18 protein-coding genes and 2 pseudogenes are annotated in these 18228 nt (G+C 57.0%); 17 read left to right on the top strand and 3 right to left on the bottom strand.

The features are described 5' to 3' along the window. Positions 1-221: 221 nt before the first annotated feature. The 6 genes and pseudogenes from MLC70_RS17080 to MLC70_RS18780 form a co-directional block, all read left to right on the top strand. The gene (locus tag MLC70_RS17080; RefSeq protein ID WP_092031100.1) at positions 222-578 is read left to right on the top strand and encodes a hypothetical protein; all 357 of its coding nucleotides are present in this window, start codon (positions 222-224) and stop codon (positions 576-578) included. 11 nt (positions 579-589) lie between these two features. After that, complete coding sequence (locus tag MLC70_RS17075; RefSeq protein WP_248185552.1) at positions 590-1945, top strand: APC family permease; 1356 nt, start codon at positions 590-592, stop codon at positions 1943-1945. Positions 1946-1957: 12 nt separating this feature from the next. Then, positions 1958-2191, top strand: a complete 234-nt coding sequence (locus tag MLC70_RS17070) for a DUF805 domain-containing protein (protein ID WP_248185550.1) — start codon at positions 1958-1960, stop codon at positions 2189-2191. A 114-nt stretch (positions 2192-2305) separates the two neighbouring features. Then, positions 2306-2722 carry a hypothetical protein gene (locus tag MLC70_RS17065; protein ID WP_248185549.1) on the top strand — a complete coding sequence of 139 codons (417 nt, stop codon included), beginning with the start codon at positions 2306-2308 and terminating at the stop codon, positions 2720-2722. Between the two features lie 149 nt (positions 2723-2871). Then, positions 2872-3237 (top strand): NADH-quinone oxidoreductase subunit A, encoded by a 366-nt coding sequence (locus MLC70_RS17060; protein WP_248185546.1) that lies wholly within the window; start codon positions 2872-2874, stop codon positions 3235-3237. Continuing rightward, a pseudogene (locus MLC70_RS18780) lies at positions 3234-3737 on the top strand (hypothetical protein); the annotation flags it as partial. The gene MLC70_RS17060 and the pseudogene MLC70_RS18780, both read left to right, overlap by 4 nt. Here MLC70_RS18780 and MLC70_RS17055 read toward each other — a convergent pair. After that, complete coding sequence (locus MLC70_RS17055; protein ID WP_248185544.1) at positions 3645-4154, bottom strand: hypothetical protein; 510 nt, start codon at positions 4152-4154, stop codon at positions 3645-3647. The pseudogene MLC70_RS18780 and the gene MLC70_RS17055 sit on opposite strands and share 93 nt — an antisense overlap. A 27-nt stretch (positions 4155-4181) precedes the next feature. On the opposite strand from MLC70_RS17055, the gene MLC70_RS17050 reads away from it, so the two are divergent. The 7 genes from MLC70_RS17050 to MLC70_RS17020 are packed head-to-tail and all read left to right on the top strand — an operon-like array spanning position 4182 to position 11604. Beyond that, entirely contained in the window at positions 4182-5126 is a 945-nt protein-coding gene (locus MLC70_RS17050; RefSeq protein ID WP_248185542.1) for a Ni Fe-hydrogenase III large subunit, read from the top strand. Continuing rightward, positions 5123-6019, top strand: coding sequence for a complex I subunit 1/NuoH family protein (locus MLC70_RS17045; protein WP_008169443.1), 897 nt, complete (start codon positions 5123-5125; stop codon positions 6017-6019). The genes MLC70_RS17050 and MLC70_RS17045 overlap by 4 nt, the downstream gene beginning before the upstream one ends. Then, entirely contained in the window at positions 6019-6555 is a 537-nt protein-coding gene (locus MLC70_RS17040; RefSeq protein ID WP_091855032.1) for an NADH-quinone oxidoreductase subunit J family protein, read from the top strand. Before MLC70_RS17045 ends, MLC70_RS17040 begins: the two co-directional genes overlap by 1 nt. Next, positions 6552-6863 carry an NADH-quinone oxidoreductase subunit NuoK gene (gene nuoK, locus MLC70_RS17035; protein WP_091855030.1) on the top strand — a complete coding sequence of 104 codons (312 nt, stop codon included), beginning with the start codon at positions 6552-6554 and terminating at the stop codon, positions 6861-6863. Before MLC70_RS17040 ends, nuoK begins: the two co-directional genes overlap by 4 nt. After that, entirely contained in the window at positions 6860-8758 is a 1899-nt protein-coding gene (locus MLC70_RS17030) for an NADH-quinone oxidoreductase subunit 5 family protein (RefSeq protein ID WP_248185540.1), read from the top strand. The genes nuoK and MLC70_RS17030 overlap by 4 nt, the downstream gene beginning before the upstream one ends. Positions 8759-8773: 15 nt before the next feature. Next, positions 8774-10243, top strand: a complete 1470-nt coding sequence (locus MLC70_RS17025; RefSeq protein ID WP_248185538.1) for a complex I subunit 4 family protein — start codon at positions 8774-8776, stop codon at positions 10241-10243. Beyond that, entirely contained in the window at positions 10243-11604 is a 1362-nt protein-coding gene (locus MLC70_RS17020; protein ID WP_248185537.1) for an NADH-quinone oxidoreductase subunit N, read from the top strand. Before MLC70_RS17025 ends, MLC70_RS17020 begins: the two co-directional genes overlap by 1 nt. Positions 11605-11621: 17 nt before the next feature. On the opposite strand, the gene MLC70_RS17015 is transcribed toward MLC70_RS17020, so the two are convergent. After that, the gene (locus tag MLC70_RS17015; protein WP_248185535.1) at positions 11622-12035 is read right to left on the bottom strand and encodes a hypothetical protein; all 414 of its coding nucleotides are present in this window, start codon (positions 12033-12035) and stop codon (positions 11622-11624) included. Between the two features lie 460 nt (positions 12036-12495). Here MLC70_RS17015 and MLC70_RS17010 point away from each other — a divergent pair, with 460 nt between their 5' ends. The 3 genes from MLC70_RS17010 to MLC70_RS17000 all read left to right on the top strand — a co-directional run bounded on the left by MLC70_RS17010 (position 12496) and on the right by MLC70_RS17000 (position 16216). Continuing rightward, positions 12496-12849 carry an EMC3/TMCO1 family protein gene (locus MLC70_RS17010; RefSeq protein WP_199453458.1) on the top strand — a complete coding sequence of 118 codons (354 nt, stop codon included), beginning with the start codon at positions 12496-12498 and terminating at the stop codon, positions 12847-12849. Between the two features lie 300 nt (positions 12850-13149). After that, on the top strand, positions 13150-14571 hold the full coding sequence (locus tag MLC70_RS17005) for a hypothetical protein (protein WP_248185533.1): 1422 nt from the start codon (positions 13150-13152) through the stop codon (positions 14569-14571). A gap of 58 nt (positions 14572-14629) precedes the next feature. Next, positions 14630-16216 (top strand): hypothetical protein, encoded by a 1587-nt coding sequence (locus MLC70_RS17000; protein WP_248185531.1) that lies wholly within the window; start codon positions 14630-14632, stop codon positions 16214-16216. Here the strand turns inward: MLC70_RS17000 and MLC70_RS16995 are convergent. Beyond that, positions 16213-16775, bottom strand: a pseudogene (locus MLC70_RS16995) (cytochrome c biogenesis CcdA family protein); the annotation flags it as partial. The gene MLC70_RS17000 and the pseudogene MLC70_RS16995 overlap by 4 nt on opposite strands. Before the next feature lie 400 nt (positions 16776-17175). On the opposite strand from MLC70_RS16995, the gene MLC70_RS16990 reads away from it, so the two are divergent. Then, positions 17176-17634, top strand: a complete 459-nt coding sequence (locus MLC70_RS16990) for an ATPase (protein ID WP_117618265.1) — start codon at positions 17176-17178, stop codon at positions 17632-17634. Positions 17635-18228: the final 594 nt, after the last annotated feature.

Below are 18228 nucleotides of genomic sequence, written 5' to 3'. Positions count from 1 at the left end.
ACCTGGCCGAGGCGAGCGGCGGCGGCACAGAAGATTGGTTTGCCGTAATCGGCGCTCGAATCGCATTCTGATGCTGATGGGCCATGGGGAAACCCACGGCCCTTTTTCGTCTATGATTTGATGTAACTCAAATCCACCGAAAGTCTGTGTCCATTTTCAGTCGCAGTTCAGGTCCGCATGTTGTCATAGAGGGGAAATGATAAGGCTAAGAGGTTTCTCCCATGACTAAAGCACACAAAGCATCGAACCAAGAGCAGTTTCTGCTGCGCCGAAAACTTGCCGTTGAAGGTATTGAAGAGGGCGAATGGTTTGATTTTATTCACGAACTCAACCATCATCCCTGTGTAGATTTTGCCGAACGCAAGGCAAATAACCAACTGCAAGTCACCTTCGATGGAACCCATTGGTCCACCGATGAGTTGCTGGAGGCGATTGAAGCACATGGCGGTCGGTTGAAGGGGGGGTGGTGGACTAAACGGAAACTGGCGTGGTACCGGTTTACAGATGATAACGTACGTGCCAATGCCAAACTTGATCCGTTTTGCTGTTCAAAGATCCCGCCCATGAAACGAAAATAGCTGGAGGTTAGATGAGCAGGGAGCAGGACAGAACTACTCTCTACAAGGAAGGCAGTCTCACCCTCACGGGAACCGTTATGCTGGGTACCGGCGTCATGATCGGCGCCGGTATCTTTGCCCTTACCGGGCAAATGGCGCAGATGACGGGGGTTCTTTTCCCGTTGGCGTTTCTGGCGGCCGCGGTGATCGTCAGCTTCAGTTCTTATTCCTACGTCAAGATTTCCAATGCCTGGCCGTCAGCCGGGGGCATTGGCATGTACCTTTACAAAGCCTATGGCAATCGGCTGCCGACCGCGTTCAACGCCTTGCTGATGTATTTCTCGATGGTGATCGCCCAGAGCTTCCTCGCGCGTACTTTCGGTTCCTACACCATGCAACTGTTCGGTGGTGATGAAAGTGGTCGCATGGTGTCCATTCTGGGTGTGTCGCTGATCCTGGCGGCGTTTCTGACCAATCTGCTCGGTAACCGGATGATTCAGGGCGTGGCTTCCTTTATCGGGTTTCTGAAAATCGGCGGTATACTGGTTTTCGGGCTGGTGGGCGTCTGGATTGCCGACAGCCTGGCGGTGGATTTCTCAAGCCCGGGCGAGGCCGGAACCGCAGGCAATTTCCTGGGTGCGACGGCACTTGGAATACTTGCCTTCAAAGGCTTCACCACTATCACTAACAGTGGTTCCGAAGTCATAGATCCTAAGCGGAATGTGGGGCGAGCAATCATTATTTCCATCGCGGCCTGCGTGGTGATCTACACCCTGGTCGGTTTTGCCGTGGCCAGCAACCTGTCCCTGGCGGAAATCATCAAGACCCAGGATTACTCCCTTGCGGCTGCCGCGCGTCCGGCGCTGGGGGATTATGGCCTCTGGTTCACGGTCGCCATTGCCATGACGGCCACCGCGGGTGGCATTCTGGCCAGCATTTTTGCTGTCTCGCGCATGCTTGCCATGCTGACTGAAATGAAACTGGTCCCTCACCGTCATTTTGGTATGCCGGGCAGCATCCAGAAGCACACGCTGGTCTACACTGTGGTCCTGGGGCTGGCTCTGACAGCCTTCTTTGACCTCTCCCGGATTGCCGCCCTGGGTATCGTGTTCTACCTGGTTATGGACATTGCCATCCATTGGGGCGTGCTTCGCTACCTGCGCGACGATGTGAAGGCCAGGGCGTGGGTGCCGGCAACGGCCATCGGTCTGGATTTGCTCGTGCTTGGCGGCTTTGTCTGGGTCAAACTGAATACCGACCCGTTTGTCATTGGCGTGGCGGTTGTCACGATGATCGTGATCGCGGTATCCGGGCAGCTTTTCCTGAAAAGGGCTGCCGCCGCCGAAAAAAACGGCCACGAGGAATCCCATGCTCACGGTCACCAGTAATCGGAATTCAACATGGAGGGCAGTATCACGATGGGGGAAAACATGTTTGGCAACACCATGTGGGCCGGGCACTGGCTCTGGATGCTGGTGATTGGCATTGTGGTAGTGATACCGGCCCGGCGTATTTGCCAGCGCACGGGATATCCGGGGTGGATGGGCGTCTTGATACTTATCCCCATCGTCAATCTGGTTCTTCTCTACTTCATCGCTTTTAGTGACTGGCCTGTTGAACGTAGTGGGAAATAAATGGGGTGTTGCAATTCAACTGATGCGTTGAGCTCTTTTTCACAATCCTACGATACGAATTAATGCTGTCGTCCATGTGACGACAATTATTGAATGAAACCGGGAGACAACGAGATGAAAGCAAGAAATCTAAAATTGTTCGTATGTTTGATGTTTTTGCAAGTGCCATTTTTGCACGCTGAAGAGGCTCTTTCGGGCGAAGATGTTGCTAGTGTTGTCGTCGGAAACACGGTGCAAATGGAATTCCGAGATGCTCAGGACACTTTCCGCACTCGGACTTTTCATGAGTACTATGATCCTGATGGTTCGATCTATGGAATGACCAAATATCGCGAACAGCAGGGAAACCTTACCCACTATATCGGAACGTGGGAGGTGAAAGACGGTAGGTTTTGCACGTCAGTGTACGGTCGCGATTATTCTTGCAATCAAATAAAGCCTTTGTCCGGCAACGCTTACGAATTGATCAATGAAGGAGGCAAGATCAGGAACGTTAAGTTATACGAAGGGAAGCATCATGGTCTGGAGTAGGGATATCTAGGGGCGAGTGATTCAGCCTCTATTCACTCAGGAAGTACGTTTCGCCCATGCGGAACCAGGAAGCGAGTTAAGTCCATATTGATCTTGTCTCTGGAGAAAATAATCGGAGGACATATTCGGTTGAGCGACTTGAGGGTTAGATGATGAGTGTTTTGGAGCAGTACAGTCTGCTGCTTGCCCTGGTGCTCAGCATTGCAGCTACCGTTCTGGCTCTGTATGGGCTTGCCCGTGCCATTGGCCCGGCACACCGGGAACTGGGCAAGGATGTGCCGGCGAGTTCCGGAGCCTTGTCTCGAGACCCGGTCTGGGGACGCTACCATGCACGGTACTACGGCTACGCGTTGCTGTTTCTGGCCTTCGACATGGAGATGGCGTTCATGTACCCGTGGGCTGTTGTATACAGGGAAGTAGGGTTAGTCGCTTTGTATGACATGGGCGTGTTTCTTGCCATTCTCTTTCTTGGTCTGCTCTACGGCTGGAGTCAGGGGGCATTGAGGCGGCAATGATTTCTGACCCAACAATGACCATTACGGGCGCGCGCCAGCGGCAGGGGCGGTTCACGGTACTTCAGAAGTGGGTTTCCCGGGCTCTCGCGGGCAACCTGAGCTGCCTGATCGTCCCGGGGCCTGAAGTGGCACTGTCCCATGGCCTGGATGTGACAGCGGCAGGTATGCGCATCACCGCGACACCTCGCGATGCGAGCGTGCTCCTGATTATCGGCGAGCTTTCAGAGAAAATGAACGAGGCCGTGGCGGTGCTCTATGCGCAGATGCCGAGGCCGCGAGCCATTGTCATTTTGGGCGGACAGACGCCGTCAACGCTACCGGACCCTGATTTTTCCGCGGGTGTTTCGCAAGCCGGTCTGATCGACGCGGTTGACTGGTTGAAGCGCGCGCTGGCCAAGGGCGCATTCTCAGACTCCCCCGAGGATTTCGACGCCCCTGTTCTGCACGCCAGGATAGAGTATGTCTGCCCCATGCACCCGGAAGTTGTCCAGAACGAGCCGGGTAGTTGCCCCAAGTGTGGCATGGACCTGGTCGCCCGGGAGGCAGGGGAGCCGGCCCCCGAGCATGACCATGGGCACGATCATCGCGAGCACCGGCACCATGAGCACGAACACCAGCATCATGATCATGCGCAGCAGCACGAACACCATGAACACCATGAACACGAACACCATCATGGTCACTGCCATGACCATCATGATTCGCATGAGCACGATCACGAGCAGCACGAGGGTCATCAGCACTCGCACGAAAACCATCATGATCACGGACACAAGCACCAGCACGATGAGTCCGACGGCGACGCGGAGGAGAAAAATTCGGGGCATGATCACAGTGAGCACGGTCATGATAGCCACGAACATGGTGGCCATGATCATGTAGGTCACGGTCATAGTGGTCATGATCATGGTGGGCATGACCACGGCGCCTCGGGATTCATGTCCATGATTGAAGTGACCAAGGACCTGCCTCGTAGCGCCGACGGGTTGGCGATGGACTGGATGGAGGTGCCGTTCGGTCCGGTTTTCCCCGGTCTGCCTGGTGGGCTCAAGTTGACGCTGACTCTTGACGGTGACGGCGTAACAGAAGGACAGGCCACATCCTTGGTGGGCATGATCAATGAGAGTGAAGAAGGCAAGGAGATCGACGCCGAGACCTTTATCGAGCGCCTGGCGTCGGCCATGCCACTGGCCAGCGTGAGCTACCGACTGCTGGCCTGCCTGGCAATCGAGCGGGCGGCTGGTCTGGAGAACGATTTGGCAACCGATCAGGCCCGGGCTGTGGCGCTTGAATGTGAGCGCATCGCCAGTCACCTGGGTTGGCTGGCGCAAACGGGGCGCCAGCTCGGCTTCGCCTGGTTGACGGATCGTGCCGCAACCCTGCAACTGGAGATCCGCCGCGCCAGTGGAAAACGGCTTGTGGAACTGACGCCCGCTCTGCAGGCATTGGCGGCTCGTCTTGGGCGAACGCCTTTGCTCAAATCGCGATTGAAGGGGATCGGCGTACTGCCATCGGGCACTGCGGGCCTGAGTGGCCCCGTGGCGCGCGCTGCTGACGACGCCGGAGATGCCTGGGCGCGCCTGTGGCAGCGCCTGGACGAAATCATCACGAGCCTCGACTACATCAAGGCAACCGGGGAGCCGGGGCTACCTGTTTTGCGAAACATCGGGCGTGGATCAGGCACCGGTGAGGCCACCGTGGAAACCCCGCGCGGCGAGGCTCAACTGAGCCTGATTCTGGAACACGGCCAGGTGAAATCCTACAGGTTGGACACCGCCTGCAGTCACCATATCGGCCTGGTCGCAAAGCTTGTCGAGGGCCGGGAACTGGGCGACGCACTGGTGGCGGTCGGATCACTTGACCTTTCGCCCTGGGAGGTGATCTCGTGAACTTCGTCATCGTGTTGCTTGCGTTGCTTGGTAGCGTCTGGCTGCTCGCCGTGGTCGAGGGCTGGACGACAACGGGCCGCCTGCGTCCGGCCGCGCCCCTACTCAGCGGCCTGGCGCACCTCGGTCGTGAATCCATTGTACCGCGCACGCCGGACCGGGTCTTTTTCGAGACGGCGCCGGTGCTACTGCTGATCGTCGCGGTGCTTGGCGCGGCGGTTCTGCCTCTGGCGCCGACCCTGGTGATCGCGGATCTGGCTACCGGTGCGCTGTTCATCAACGCGGCGCTTGCCTATGTGCTGGTGGCGCTGATCATGGCCGGCTGGGGCCCGAATGGCGCCTACGCCATGATCGGCGGCTGGCGATTCCTTGGCCAGCTCATCGCCTACGCCATGCTTATTGTCATGCCCATCACTGCGGTGGCGATGCGCGCCGAATCCCTGGTGACCACGGTGATCGTTGGCTCCCAAGACGGCTTGTGGAACATTGTCTATCAGCCGCTTGGTTTCGTGCTGTTTTTCATTGCCGCCATGGCGCTGGCGTTTCGTGCGCCTTTTGATCTGCCAACCGCACCCGGGGAACTGGGCGGGGGTGTGGACGCGGAATACACCGGCGTGCGCCTGGGGGTGTTGCGCCTGGCCAGGCTGACGCTGGTGATCACGCTGGCTTCCGCGACCACGGTGTTCTACCTCGGCGGCTGGCATGGGCCGCTGCTGCCTCCCTGGGCCTGGAGCCTGATCAAGACCCTGGCCGTGGCCGTGTCGATGCTCCTGGCCGGTCGCTATCTGCCGCGCATTCGCGAGGCGGATCTGATGCGGTGGTGCTGGACCCTGGGGATTCCCCTGGCACTGCTCAATATCATTGTTGTCGGTTTACTGGTTCTGGTGGTTCCATAATGTACGCTCAGGCTTTTTTTGTTGCCGTTTTCGGGCTGGCCGCCATCGGCTTCGGCGTGGTGGTGTTTCGCACCTCGTCCATGGTGCGTTCCGCGCTGGCGCTGTTGTTTTCTCAGACTGCCGTCGGCTGCATGTTCCTGGCGATGCAGACCGAATTCCTGGGCGTGCTGCAGATCATGATGATGGCGACGGAGATGAGCATCATGGCCATTTTCATGGTGATGTTCATGATGGACCCGGGCGGGATGGGGGGCATGGATATGACCCACCAGAAGCGCTTTTCAATTGGCGCTGGCGTGGTCGCTGCCGGTGTTGCGATAGTGGTCGCGTTTTGGGCCGATTGGGGACCTGTAACGGCCGAGGCGCCGGATGCGGCGATGCAGACACGGGCGCTGGGCATGGAATTGCTGGGTCGCTCCATGCTGATCTTCGAAACCGCCGGTATCACTATTTTGACCGCGATGATTGCGGCCACGGCGGTGGCGATACCGGTGCAAACGACGGCCAATAGTGCTGACAAGGAGGATACGGAATGACTCTCGTCCTGATCGTGGCGCTTGTAACCGGTGCAATCCTGTGCGGCATTGGTGTTTATGGCGCGTTGTCCCAGACCAATCTGGTTATGATCATGATGGGGGTGGAGCTGATTCTTGCAGGCGCGTTGGTGAACTTGGTCGCCTTCTGGCGTTTTCTGCACCCCGAAAGCTACTCCGGCCAGATGTTCGTGCTGGTGGTGATGACCGTCATGGCGGTCGAAATGGCGGTTGGCTTCGGTGTCGCGATTGCGCGTTTCCGGGCCAAGGGCTCGGTTGAAATGGAAGAAGCCGGGGACCTGAAAGGATGAGTGCAGTGCTTCTACCGATATTGCCACCACTGATCGCCGCCCTGGCGTTGCTGGTTCTGCGCCGGGGCCTCGCGACGATGGCCCTCGGCGGGGCGACGTTAAGTCTGGGCGGCAGCCTCTGGCTACTGGCCCGGGTCGCCGGCGGGCAGACCGAAACCCTGCTTCTGCCCGGTCTGCCGGAAATGCCACTTCGATTGGTCGCCGGACCTATGACAGCACTGCTGGCGGTGGCGGTGGCCACCGTGGGCACGTTCGTGCTGATTTATGCAGTCGGATATATGAAGCGGGAGTCCGGCCTGTGCCGCTTCTACGCAGTAATGTCCCTGTTCCTGGCCGCTATGCAGTCGCTGGTGCTGGCCGGCGACTGGGTTCTGTTGCTGGCGGTCTGGGAGTTGATCGGTTTGTGCAGTTACCTGCTGATTGGCTTTTGGTTCCAGCGGCCCGAGGCCGCGGATGCCGCCGGTCGCGCCTTCCTCTACACTCGTAGCGCCGATCTGGGTTTGTACGTGGCGGTATTTATGCTGATTGGGTCGGCCGGTACCAGCGAGATTGCCGCCTCCCTGGAGGCCGGCGGCAGTGCCTCGACTGCCGCGGGGCTTTTGTTGCTGCTGGCCGCCATGGGTAAGTCGGCCCAAGTCCCCTTGCAGGACTGGCTTATGCGCGCGATGGCGGGGCCGACACCGGTTTCGGCGCTGCTGCACTCGGCCACCCTGGTGGCGGCGGGTGCCATCCTGCTGATCCGTTCGGCCCCGCTGCTGACACCGGAGGTGTTGCTCGTCGTCGGACTTGTCGGCGGCGTTACCACGGTGGCGGCCGGAGTTATTGCACTTGCCGAGCGTGATCTCAAACGCCTGCTTGCCGCTTCCACTGCCAGTCAATATGGCTTGATGCTGGTTGCGGTTGGAGCCGGCGTTCCGCTGGCGGCCCTCCTGCATTTGCTCGCCCACGCCGCCATCAAGAGCACCCTGTTTCTTGCCGCCGGAGACTTCCAGCATGCCCGCGGGGGTACCGGGTTCGATCAGTTGGAGGGTGTTGGTCGTGACAGACCCTGGACTTTTGCCGGCTTTGTGCTGGCAGCGCTGGCACTGGCCGGTATCCCGCCACTGAGTGGGTTCTTTTCCAAGGACGCGGTAATCGCCGCCGCCCTGTCTGCGCAGGGCACCGCCTGGCTCGGCCCCCTGGCGTTGGCCGGTGCCCTGCTGACCGGCGGCTATATGGCCCGGGCCTTGTGCCTGCTATGGCGAGGCTCCGGAGAAACCCGCCCGGTTGCCGGTAGTGCCTGGATGACTTTGGGCGTTTGGGGGTTGGCGGTCCCTGCCACGATTCTCGGCCTGGCCTTCGGCCCCATCGAGGCCGTTCTTGATCTGCCCGCCGTCACCGCAGGCACATTGGCCGTGCTCCTTGGGCTTCTTGCTGCCGCGTGCGGCCTCGGCCTGGGCTGGCTCGTGCCGGCTCCCCGCCTGCTAGGGCCGGTTTATCCGTGGGCGCGACGCGGACTTTCCGTTGGCGGTGGGCTTACGGTCTGGGTCGGTAGGCCCGCAATGGCTGTGGCCCGAGGATGTGAGCGTTTGGAAGGGCGTCTGTATGAAGCGGTGCTTTCTCTTGGGCGCGCCGGTCTCTTCCTTGCCTCTGCGAGCGAGCGAGCGGAGCGGGGCTTGTTCAAGATTGTACTTTGCGTGGGCAGGGTGAGCCTGAGGGTCGCGACCTATGTGCGGTTTGGAGATGAACGCCGTATCGACGGCCTGATTTTCGCCCTGGTGGCGGCTGTGCGTGCACTGGGTGCGCTAGCCCGAAACCTCCAAAGCGGCTTTATCCATCATAGCCTGGCGATCAGTGCGGTCGCAATCGCCGTCACATTGGCTGTTCTGCTTTTTGCTTCATCGACGAGCTTTTAGAGGAAACCCATATTCATGTTACCACTTGTCTCGCTCACCCTGTTTTTGCCGCTGGTCGGCGCGGTGCTGATTCTGTGTCTTCCGAAGCCCGCAACGCGTACGGTACACGTCATAGCGATTATTACCGCCGCCCTTACACTGATCGGTGCTCTGTCCATGTGGTTTCAGGGTGCGAGCGGAGCAGGCTTTTCCCAGGTCGAAGAGCTGCAATGGATACCGGCCATCGGTGCCGCCTACCGGGTTGGAGTTGATGGGATCAGTCTGCCTTTGGTGCTGTTGAGCGCTGTTCTTTTCCTGGTTGCTGTGATCTATACGTCGTCGCTTCGTGAACGTCCGCGCGCCTATATTGCTCTGGTACTTCTTCTGGAAACTGCGTCTATCGGTACCTTTACAGCCCTCGACGGTATCCTGTTCTACGTCTTCTTCGAGGTTTCCCTTGTCTCCATGTATTTCATGATCGCCGGGTGGGGCCACGAAGACAGGCAACGGGCAGCGTTGATGTTTTTTATATACACCTTGCTGGGAAGTCTGCCGCTTCTGCTTGCTATCCTCGGGCTTTATCTGGGCAGCCCCGAACCGACCTTCGACATGCGAGCCTGGATTGAGAATCCCCCCCTGGAGGGCGCGGCGGCCATGTGGGCATTGATCGCTATGCTGATCACCTTTGCGGTAAAGATCCCCGCGGTGCCCCTGCATACCTGGTTGCCCGCCGCACACGTGCAGGCGCCGACAGTCGGCAGCGTCATCCTCGCCGGCGTCATGCTGAAATTCGGCACTTACGGGCTGGTTCGATTTGCTCTGCAAATGACCCCCGATGCGTTCCGTGAAGCGGGCGTTGTTGTTCTTGTTCTCGGTGTTGTCAGCGCGCTCTACGGGGCTTTTGCCGCTCTGGCCCAGAGTGATCTGAAACGCTTGGTCGCCTATACGTCGGTTAACCACATGGGGTATGTCATTGTCGGTGTGGCCGTGGCGGCAATAACTCTGGATCCCTCGGTGCGAACTGTTGCTTTGGATGGTGCGGTATTGCAGATGTTCAGCCATGGACTGGTTACCGGTGCCTTGTTCTTGCTGGTGGGCATGATCCAGGACCGTGCCCACACCCGTGAAATGGGCGAATTGGGTGGGTTGCTCAAGACGGTCCCAATGCTCGGCTGGACCTTTGTGTTGGCGGCCTTTGCATCGCTGGGCTTGCCCGGGCTGGCGCACTTTCCGGCCGAGTTTCAGATATTTCTTGCCACTTTAAGCGCTTCGCCTGCCGCGGTGGTTGTGATTTTGGGTATTGCCATTATTGCCGGTACGTTTCTCAAAGCACTGCGGGAAACCTTTCTGGGCGAGCCCCGGCAGCGCTGGCAGTCCATGCCTGATTTGAGCGCTCGTGAGTGGCTTGCTGTGGGGCCATTGCTGGTGCTCACTGTCGGCACTGGCGTGGCACCCTCCTGGGTGCTGGGTATCATCCACCGCACTACATCGGCGCTGGCACTGTGATGGCTCGTGATCTTGCACTGTTGATTCCTGAAATTGCCGTACTGTTGACGGCTGTCGGTGCGCTGATCGCGGAAATGCTGCGTAGGCCGCAAATTGCGCTGCTGGTCGCCGTTAGCGGTCTGATCGTTGCCACGGGTCTGACCGTCAGTCTGATTGGTGAGGACACAACGGTGTTTGGTGGCAGTTTCCGGGTTGACGACCTCAGTGTGTGGGCCAAACTCATTCTGCTGCCGGCCACCATCCTCGCCATATTTTTGGCGAGAGTGGATGTGAGAGGCACCGTGCGAGAGGGCACGGTTTACAGCCTGCTTTGCTTTGCCACCATCGGCGCGCTCGTTCTGGCAGGCGCGGGTGATACGATGTTCCTTGTATTGGGTACATTATTAACTGGCCTGGCCACCTTTGCCTTGGTTGCCTACCCGGATACCGACCCTGCCACAGAGGCCGCCATGAAGTTTTTCGTGTTCGCCTCGGTCACAGGTGCGATCATGATTTTCGGCCTGAGTTACTGGTTCGGCGCTGCGGGATCCACGTTACTCGCGGATCTTCCTGGTATGGATACCATGCCAATGGCGGTTCTTCTTGGGTTCGTGGCGGTGGTTGTCGGTCTGGGTTACAAAGCCTCGCTGGTTCCATTCCATTTCTGGGCGCCAGATGCCTATGAGGGTGGGCCACTGTCAATAGCGGCCTACCTGTCAGTGGTGCCCAAGATCGGTGCTCTGTTCGCACTCGCTCAGGTGGTTCGCGATCTACCCCCGGAAAGTGGTTGGACCGCCATCATCGCCGGTCTGGCTGTTCTGACCATGACCTATGGCTACCTGGCCGCGCTTGCTCAGACTAACGTGATTCGGCTGCTTGCCTATTCGTCGATTGCCCAATCCGGCTATTTTCTTCTGGGCATCCTCGCAGTCGGCGCAAGTGAGCTTGCGCTGCCATCCATCATCCTGTTTGCCGCAGCCTATGCGGCCATGAACCTGGGCGCTTTCGCCGTTGCCGCCAGTACTGGACGGACTCTGAACGATTTTGACGGATTGGGTCGCGCCCAGCCGCTTATTGGCCTCGCAATGGTTATCTTTCTGCTATCGCTGGTTGGGATTCCCCCATTGGCGGGTTTTGTCGGCAAGTTCCTTTTGTTTGCCGCAGTCATCGACGTGCAGTACACCTGGGTGGCAGTGGTGGCGATCATCAATAGCGTACTCTCGCTGGCAGTTTATCTGCGCCTCGTTGTGCCGATGTACAGGCAAGGGAATGTCGTGGTGGCTAGAACTGATATCTGGTTGAAAGCCGTACTGATAATAGCGCTGACTGTCACACTCCTTTTGGGTGTATTTGCGCAAGTGTTTGTAGGGCCGTTTGCATGATGGCCGAAGCCCATTATTTATTGCCGAGAGTAATCACCGCCCTGACGTCTGAGATCAAGCCAGCCTCTATAGAGCCAACGCAGACCAAAGAGCGAGACTGTTGGAACGATAATCCACTGCACTAGAGGCGCAATACCTGTGCCAATAAAGGGTAACAGGGGCATAGAATCATTGTAGCTCCAGCGCTGGCCTGCGCCTGTGGCCCATGCTTCAAAGACTATCGTTATAAGCAGACCGGTAGCAAAATACACTCCTAAAACATGGCGGCGCCACCCTCCCTGTATCCAAAAGCCATCTTTAGTTGCCGCGGCGGCAATGCCATAGGCAAATAGTGCAATATTGGCATCACCGATTGCCGCCCGCGTGCACAGCCAGACTACCGCACCATGGGATGCCTCCATCATCCCTGTAAAGAAAGGCACCTGGATCATTTCCCAAAAAAAAATGCAGCAAAAAGCTGACAGACCAAATTAAAAAAACAGGAACCAGCCTCTACGGGATAGTCGACTTGAACAATGCATAATCTATCCAACTAATCTATTAATTTCAGGCAGCCGAAGTTGAAATCGCCATTTCCAATTGAATACTAGCCAAGTCTTCCCAACTCTGGGAATGTTGCTAGCCTCCACAAAGCTAATTGAATTATCTGGCCGGTTAAAGCCATCGCACCCAGCACTAAGGGCCTAAATCGCCTATGTGATATGTCGTCAGATCTTATTGGCCCCTGGCAGTGTTCCGGCGAGCCGGCCGATCCCTCCTGGTATTGGCTGGCTTCACCTTGACCGAAGCTTGTACTATCTTATAGGCAGACGGTCAGAATCTGGCCCGGTCAGCGGGGGACACCTGCTGACGCAATCGCAGTTCCCAATTACTCGACGGACGGAGAACACCATGAAACGACTGACACTTGTTGCTACTGTCATTGCCGGTCTGCTTTCCATGCCGGCCCTGGCGGCGGATCACGATCAGCATCGCGATGCAAAGCATCATGAGCAGGACCAGAAGAGAGCAGCGGCGATGCAGCAGAATATGGAAGAAATGCAGGCGCTGATGAGCCGGATCAAACAGGAGCAGGACCCTGCCAAGCGCCAGGAACTGATGCAGGACCATATGAAAGCCATGCAGGAAAACATGCAGATGATGCATGGAGACATGAAGGGCTGCATGGGAATGATGAAGGAAATGAAGGGGTCGATGAAGGATCAGCCGATGAAATCGAAAGGGGCGGAGAAATCCGGCCATTGAGGTCATCAAGCCCTTATCCTTCGCGCTGATATTCGATCTGTTGTAAAGGTGACCGTCCAGGCGGTCACCAGAAACCGCCTTAACTCCTTTGTCTCCGACATGTTGCCAGTCCTGTCTAAGACATAAGTCGTAAGCCCTCTGGATTTTCAGCTTCGTTTCAGGTTTCCTTGGTCGCGGCCTGCCTGCAATCAGGAGGTTGGTTGCCCTGCTGTATGCGACACGGCGGAATGACCGGCCATTAGGTCCGTTTGCTGAGCTCTTCTGACGACTAATAAGACGACTAATAATAGAGGGATCACAATGAAGCAACTGAAACTTAAGCGCAGCCCGCTTTACCTGGCGATTCTCGGAGTAGCCGCAGTGTATGCTCCAAACCCTGTCATGGCGGCCGAATTTGATTTTCATGGCGACATGAACAACCGGTTTCAGGCCTACACCAATCAGAGGGATTGGTTCAGAACAGGAAACTCGGGTGGCGGTACGCTGAAAGACAGCGATCCCACCGAGAGTTATGGTGAGATAAAATACCGGTTCTGGTTCACCGCCGCCTCTGACGATGGAATGGTCAAGGGCGTGTACGCAACTGAAATCGGCGGCATTCGCTTCGGCGAGGGTTCAGGTGGCGACTTTTCCGGTGACGGCGTAAATGTCGAGACCCGTTGGGCTTACGTCGACTTTGCTTTGCCCGGCGCCGTTGATCAGCGCCTGAAAATCGGCTTGCAGCCGGTTTCGGTTAACGCCAATGTCTGGAATGAGACCGCAACCGCTGCGGTGCTGACCGGGAAGCTTCAGTCTGGTATTGACTATCAGCTTCTGTGGGGGCGTGGTGACTCCACCAACGAGGGCGCCAACGACTCCCCGGCAGACGAGGGCTGGGATGGCGCTGATAACTTTGCGCTGAACCTGGATAAGCACTTTTCGCCCAACCTGAACGCCGGAATTTTTTATCTGTACCAGATGAACAATCAGGTTGCAGAGGGTGTCGGCGAGATCAATAGCAGGAACTACGAGCTGAAGCTGATCGCTGATAACTCGGAATACTCAGTCTCAAACCTGGGCGCGACCTTCGACTACAACAGGGAGACGTCGGCAGGCCGGCTTTTCCTCAAGGGTACCGCCATCGCCCAGACGGGAACGATAGAAGGTGTTAACTTCAACCCTATAAACGGGGCTGTGAATCCGAACACCAGCTATGACCTGTCCACCTTTCTGGGCCGTGGCGAGCTTGGCCTGCAGTTCGGTCCCAATACCGTCACCTACACAATGGTGTATGCATCAGGGGACAGCAATGAGCAGGATTCCAATTTCGATGCGTTCATCTCCACGGACGTCGATCTGACGGACAGCATGATTTTCCAGGAAAATTTCACGGACGATGATTATTTCGCCGAGACGCCTTATATCCTGGATAAGGGCTATTTCCTGAATAAGATCCAGCTCGATCACAAGGTCCGGCCTAACCTGAAGCTCAGTGGAATGCTGGTGTACAACCGGCTGGCGGAAGCCATTACGCTGGCTGACGGGAGTTCATCAAAAGATCTGGGCCTGGAGTTCGGTGGACGGGTGAGCTATCTTCCGTATCCGTCCCTGGAAATTGCGGCGGAAGCGGCTTATCTGCTTGCGGGAGATGCAGTGGATGCACTTGAGGAAGGCGCGCTTCAAAACGGCCAGAGTGATAAGGACATTGTGCATGTTGCCGGCCGCGTCAGGTATAAGTTTTAACTGACCAGAAGGTGCGAAGCCGACGCTTCGCACCTTATTCCTTTCGAAGAGCCTCTGTATGACGAATGTAATCAGCTGTGCCAGCGTCCGGATCTTTCGTTTTGTCGTTTTAATTGTTTTTACAATAACCGGACAGCTCTGTTTCGCAGGTGAGCGCTTCGACCCTTTTGTTTCCGCGATCAGCCGGATCGACAAGGACGAAGGTCTTGTTTACATAGACCGGCGCGATAATGTTGTCGGGGTGGGGGATGTTTTCGTTACGGCAAAACCCGTTCAGAACGGCGATGCCAGTTTGGTCAGTGACCGCCGGTCCGTAATCGGTATTTTACGGATTAATCCGGAAGAATTCGTTGGCAAGCTGCTGTCCGGGCCCATGCCTGGTGTAAATGCCGTTGTGGAGAGGTTTGGCCCTTTGCCGGCCGTAATTAAAAGTACAACCGAAAAAAGCGGGCCCGTGGAAGAAGAACTGAAATCCATGTTTCCACGCCTGGTCTGGGAAAATGAGGAAAGCAAGGCAGAGCCCTCTCTGACGTTCGAGTTAATAAGCAAGGGCAGGGTAGTTGTCACCTATGACCAAACCTGGCTGGTCGGGATGATTGATATCGGCGCAGCTTCATACTCAAAGGAAGAGAGTTTTCGTGTTGCGGCAGAGGCGGAGGCCGAGCTTGCTCTTGAGTTGCCGGGCCGGGCAGGTTCGATTGCGGTCCATGAAATCCCGGGGCGTTATGTCGTGGCACTGGAAGACAAGCAGACAATCAGGTTTTTTTCGGGGCGCTCCGATGGCTCTGTAAGCGAAATCGCCGTGGTTGATATTCCACGTGGCGAGAGAATCATTTACATGGACTGGTATAGCAGTGCCGGTGAGCTTTATCTGCTGGTCAACCAATGGGATGATTACCGGGTGTCAGGTTCTGTTGTCAGGCTTGACGGGGACCGAGCCATGTTGGTCGGGTTTTCGCCATTGATGATGGGCGTGCATGATACCGACCTGGATGGGCGGAGTGACACCATTCTGGGGCAGTCCTATACGGCAGAGCACGGCTTCGGGTCAAAGATTTACACGGTTATGCCGGGGCAAGAGAAGATGGCGAAAAGCGCCAATGACACATTCAGCGCCCTGACGCCGGGTTTCAGGGTGTTGGGCTCCCGGGTTCTGGGCAAGACAGACAGCGGCGATCTGGCTTTTGTAAGTGCGTTTGACGGTAAAGCCTCTGTGTATTCCGGCAATGGCCCGGAATTGCAGCTCAGCTACGATATGGACCCTCTTGTCAGCTCGGAAATCCGGTTTGAGGTAAACCCGGAACTGATTTTCAGTCCGACAAGAACCCTGTCCCTGGGTAACCCGTTTGTCGGCGGCACCGGAGGGACGGATAGGGTTTCGCGCCCCATGGTGGGTATCGCGCAGCGCCCGAGCCCTGCGGAGGCCGCAGGTCCCAGGGATGTCGTCGCTATCGACTGGCTGGACGCAAACCCGGGCTCGCCATCGGTTCTGGGAAGATCCAGGGTATCCATACCCCGCTCGGCGAAGCCGGCCTATGGGAGCGGCGGGCTGTTCTTTTTCTCGGTAGGAAGCCGAGGTGGAGATAGTAAGGCCGGGGAAGGCGCAACAAGGCTCTACCGGCTTCCAGCCGACCTGGGACACTAGCCAAGCCTTCCCAACACGGGAAAGGTCGACAGCATCCAGGTGGCGAACCAGGTCATCTGGCCGGTTAGCACCATTATGCCCATGATGATCAATACCAGTCCCGCCAGTGCCCTTAGCGGCCTGCTCCAGCGGCTGAATCCGCGCACTCGCTTGCGAAAATGCTCGATGAACAGCGCGGTTCCGAGAAACGGGAGTGCCAGGCCGAGCGAATACACTGCGAGATACAACATGCCCGTTTCTGCGTTGGCGTGGGTGGAACTGAGCGCCAGTATGGCTCCGAGTATCGGGCCGATGCAGGGCGTCCTCCCTCGAGCGTTTGCCCCAGGCGCCAGTCCCGTTGCAGCGCCGGCATGCTCCACCAGCCCAGCATGAACAGGCCCATCAGCACGATCAGCAGGCCCGCCACCAGATTGGCTTCCTGCCGGTAGGCCATCAGCCATTGCCCCAGAAGACTGGCGCTTGCGCCCAGCGCCACGAAAACCACGCTGAACCCGAGGACAAAACAGCAGCTCAGCCACAAGGCTTTCAGGCGGTTTGATGCCTCACTAACGGCGCCGCCGGCACTGCCGGTGAATATGAATGGATAGCCGGTCTGGCCGGCCCTGTGGCCCGGCGATGAAGCCGCATCGGATCATAAAACCTCTGAGCCACTCACATGTCAAGCAGTAAGGTATTGAGTGTCCATGAAATGATCCAGACTTGACTCCTGTCAGATCCGGATCAGTTAGTGGCGATTGTTCAGTTTCGGTTCAGCACAGTATGAGTTGCCGCCCCCGGTGTGGTATGGGATTGATGCAAATCATATTAACGAGTGCCAGGGCCGGAATTTTACTTTCTTTTGCTGGTTTTCAGGGTGAGTTCAGATTGCAGGGTTTTACTTCGAACAGGGAATCTTATACCGGGCTGGCAATCATCAACCCAAACAAAGCCATCAACCCAAACAAAGCGGGGACAACGAAATGCATATCAGAACCTTTGGTGAATTGATTGACTGGACGCGGGATCTGCACTCACACCTGGCGAGTTGTCTGTCCCACTGTGCGACAAAAAATGAAGAGGAGCGGGCCCGGGCACTGCTGGACTATCTGGCGGCCCATGAGTCCGAAATGGAGCGGATCGTGAGCGAGTTTGAACGTCAGGGGGATTCCAGGGCGCTAGAAACAAGAGTCTTTGATTACCTTTCGCATAATCCCGTCAAAACTCACCGTACCTGTGATGAGCCGTACGCAAAGCTTGATTTCCAGGGTATTTGCCGGGAGGTATTCGACTTTCATGATCAGATCGCCGACCTCTATAAAGCCATGGCGGACCGGGCGGAGATTCCCGAGGCAAGGGAACTGTTCCAGGCTTTGTTAACCATGGAACAGAACGAATCGATGCGACTGGCCCGTCAGGTCGGACGAATGGACGACCTCTGATCATCCACTGAAGCAGCGCTCTGATTTCCGGGCACCGATCCGGCATTTTCTCAATCAGGCGGAGGATGAGCGCAGATGAACATCACGTTCCCGGGTGGAACGGAGACCGCGACCGGCTCCAGGTTGAAACCGGCCAGACACGTGTATTGGTCGATTGCGGTCTGGAAGCAGGGCTTGGGGTTCGGATAGTGCAGCGTGACAATTATCAAGTCTTTGTCGCCGCGGAGGCAGGGGCCCGGGGCTTTTGCCGCCAGGCGGGAATAAAAACTGACGTGAATCAAGGCCGGAGCGACCAGGCCAAAAAATTCAGTTTCGTTTCAGTTTCAAGGTGTCTAATTGTTCATGTTTTGGATCAGTAGCTTTTCGAAAGCCTTTTTCCGGAACAGCTATATACGTCTCTTCATCTAACCCAGAAGGGTGCACCTATGAAAAAACTCCATTTTATTAAGCTGTCGCACCGGCACTGTAGCTGTCCTGCAGAGGCACCCCAACAGAGGCGTAGTAATAGGCATCTCCTTGCACGAACACCCCATCACCACTGGTGTCGCTGTTGATCGTGTAGGCTAGGCCTACAGCAGCAATGCCATAGCTGAT

This window comes from Marinobacter goseongensis, assembly GCF_023156235.1.
Taxonomy (GTDB): Bacteria; Pseudomonadota; Gammaproteobacteria; order Pseudomonadales; family Oleiphilaceae; genus Marinobacter; species Marinobacter goseongensis.
The sequence above is the reverse complement of the archived record's forward strand: the minus strand, read 5'-3'. Positions and strand labels throughout refer to the sequence as shown.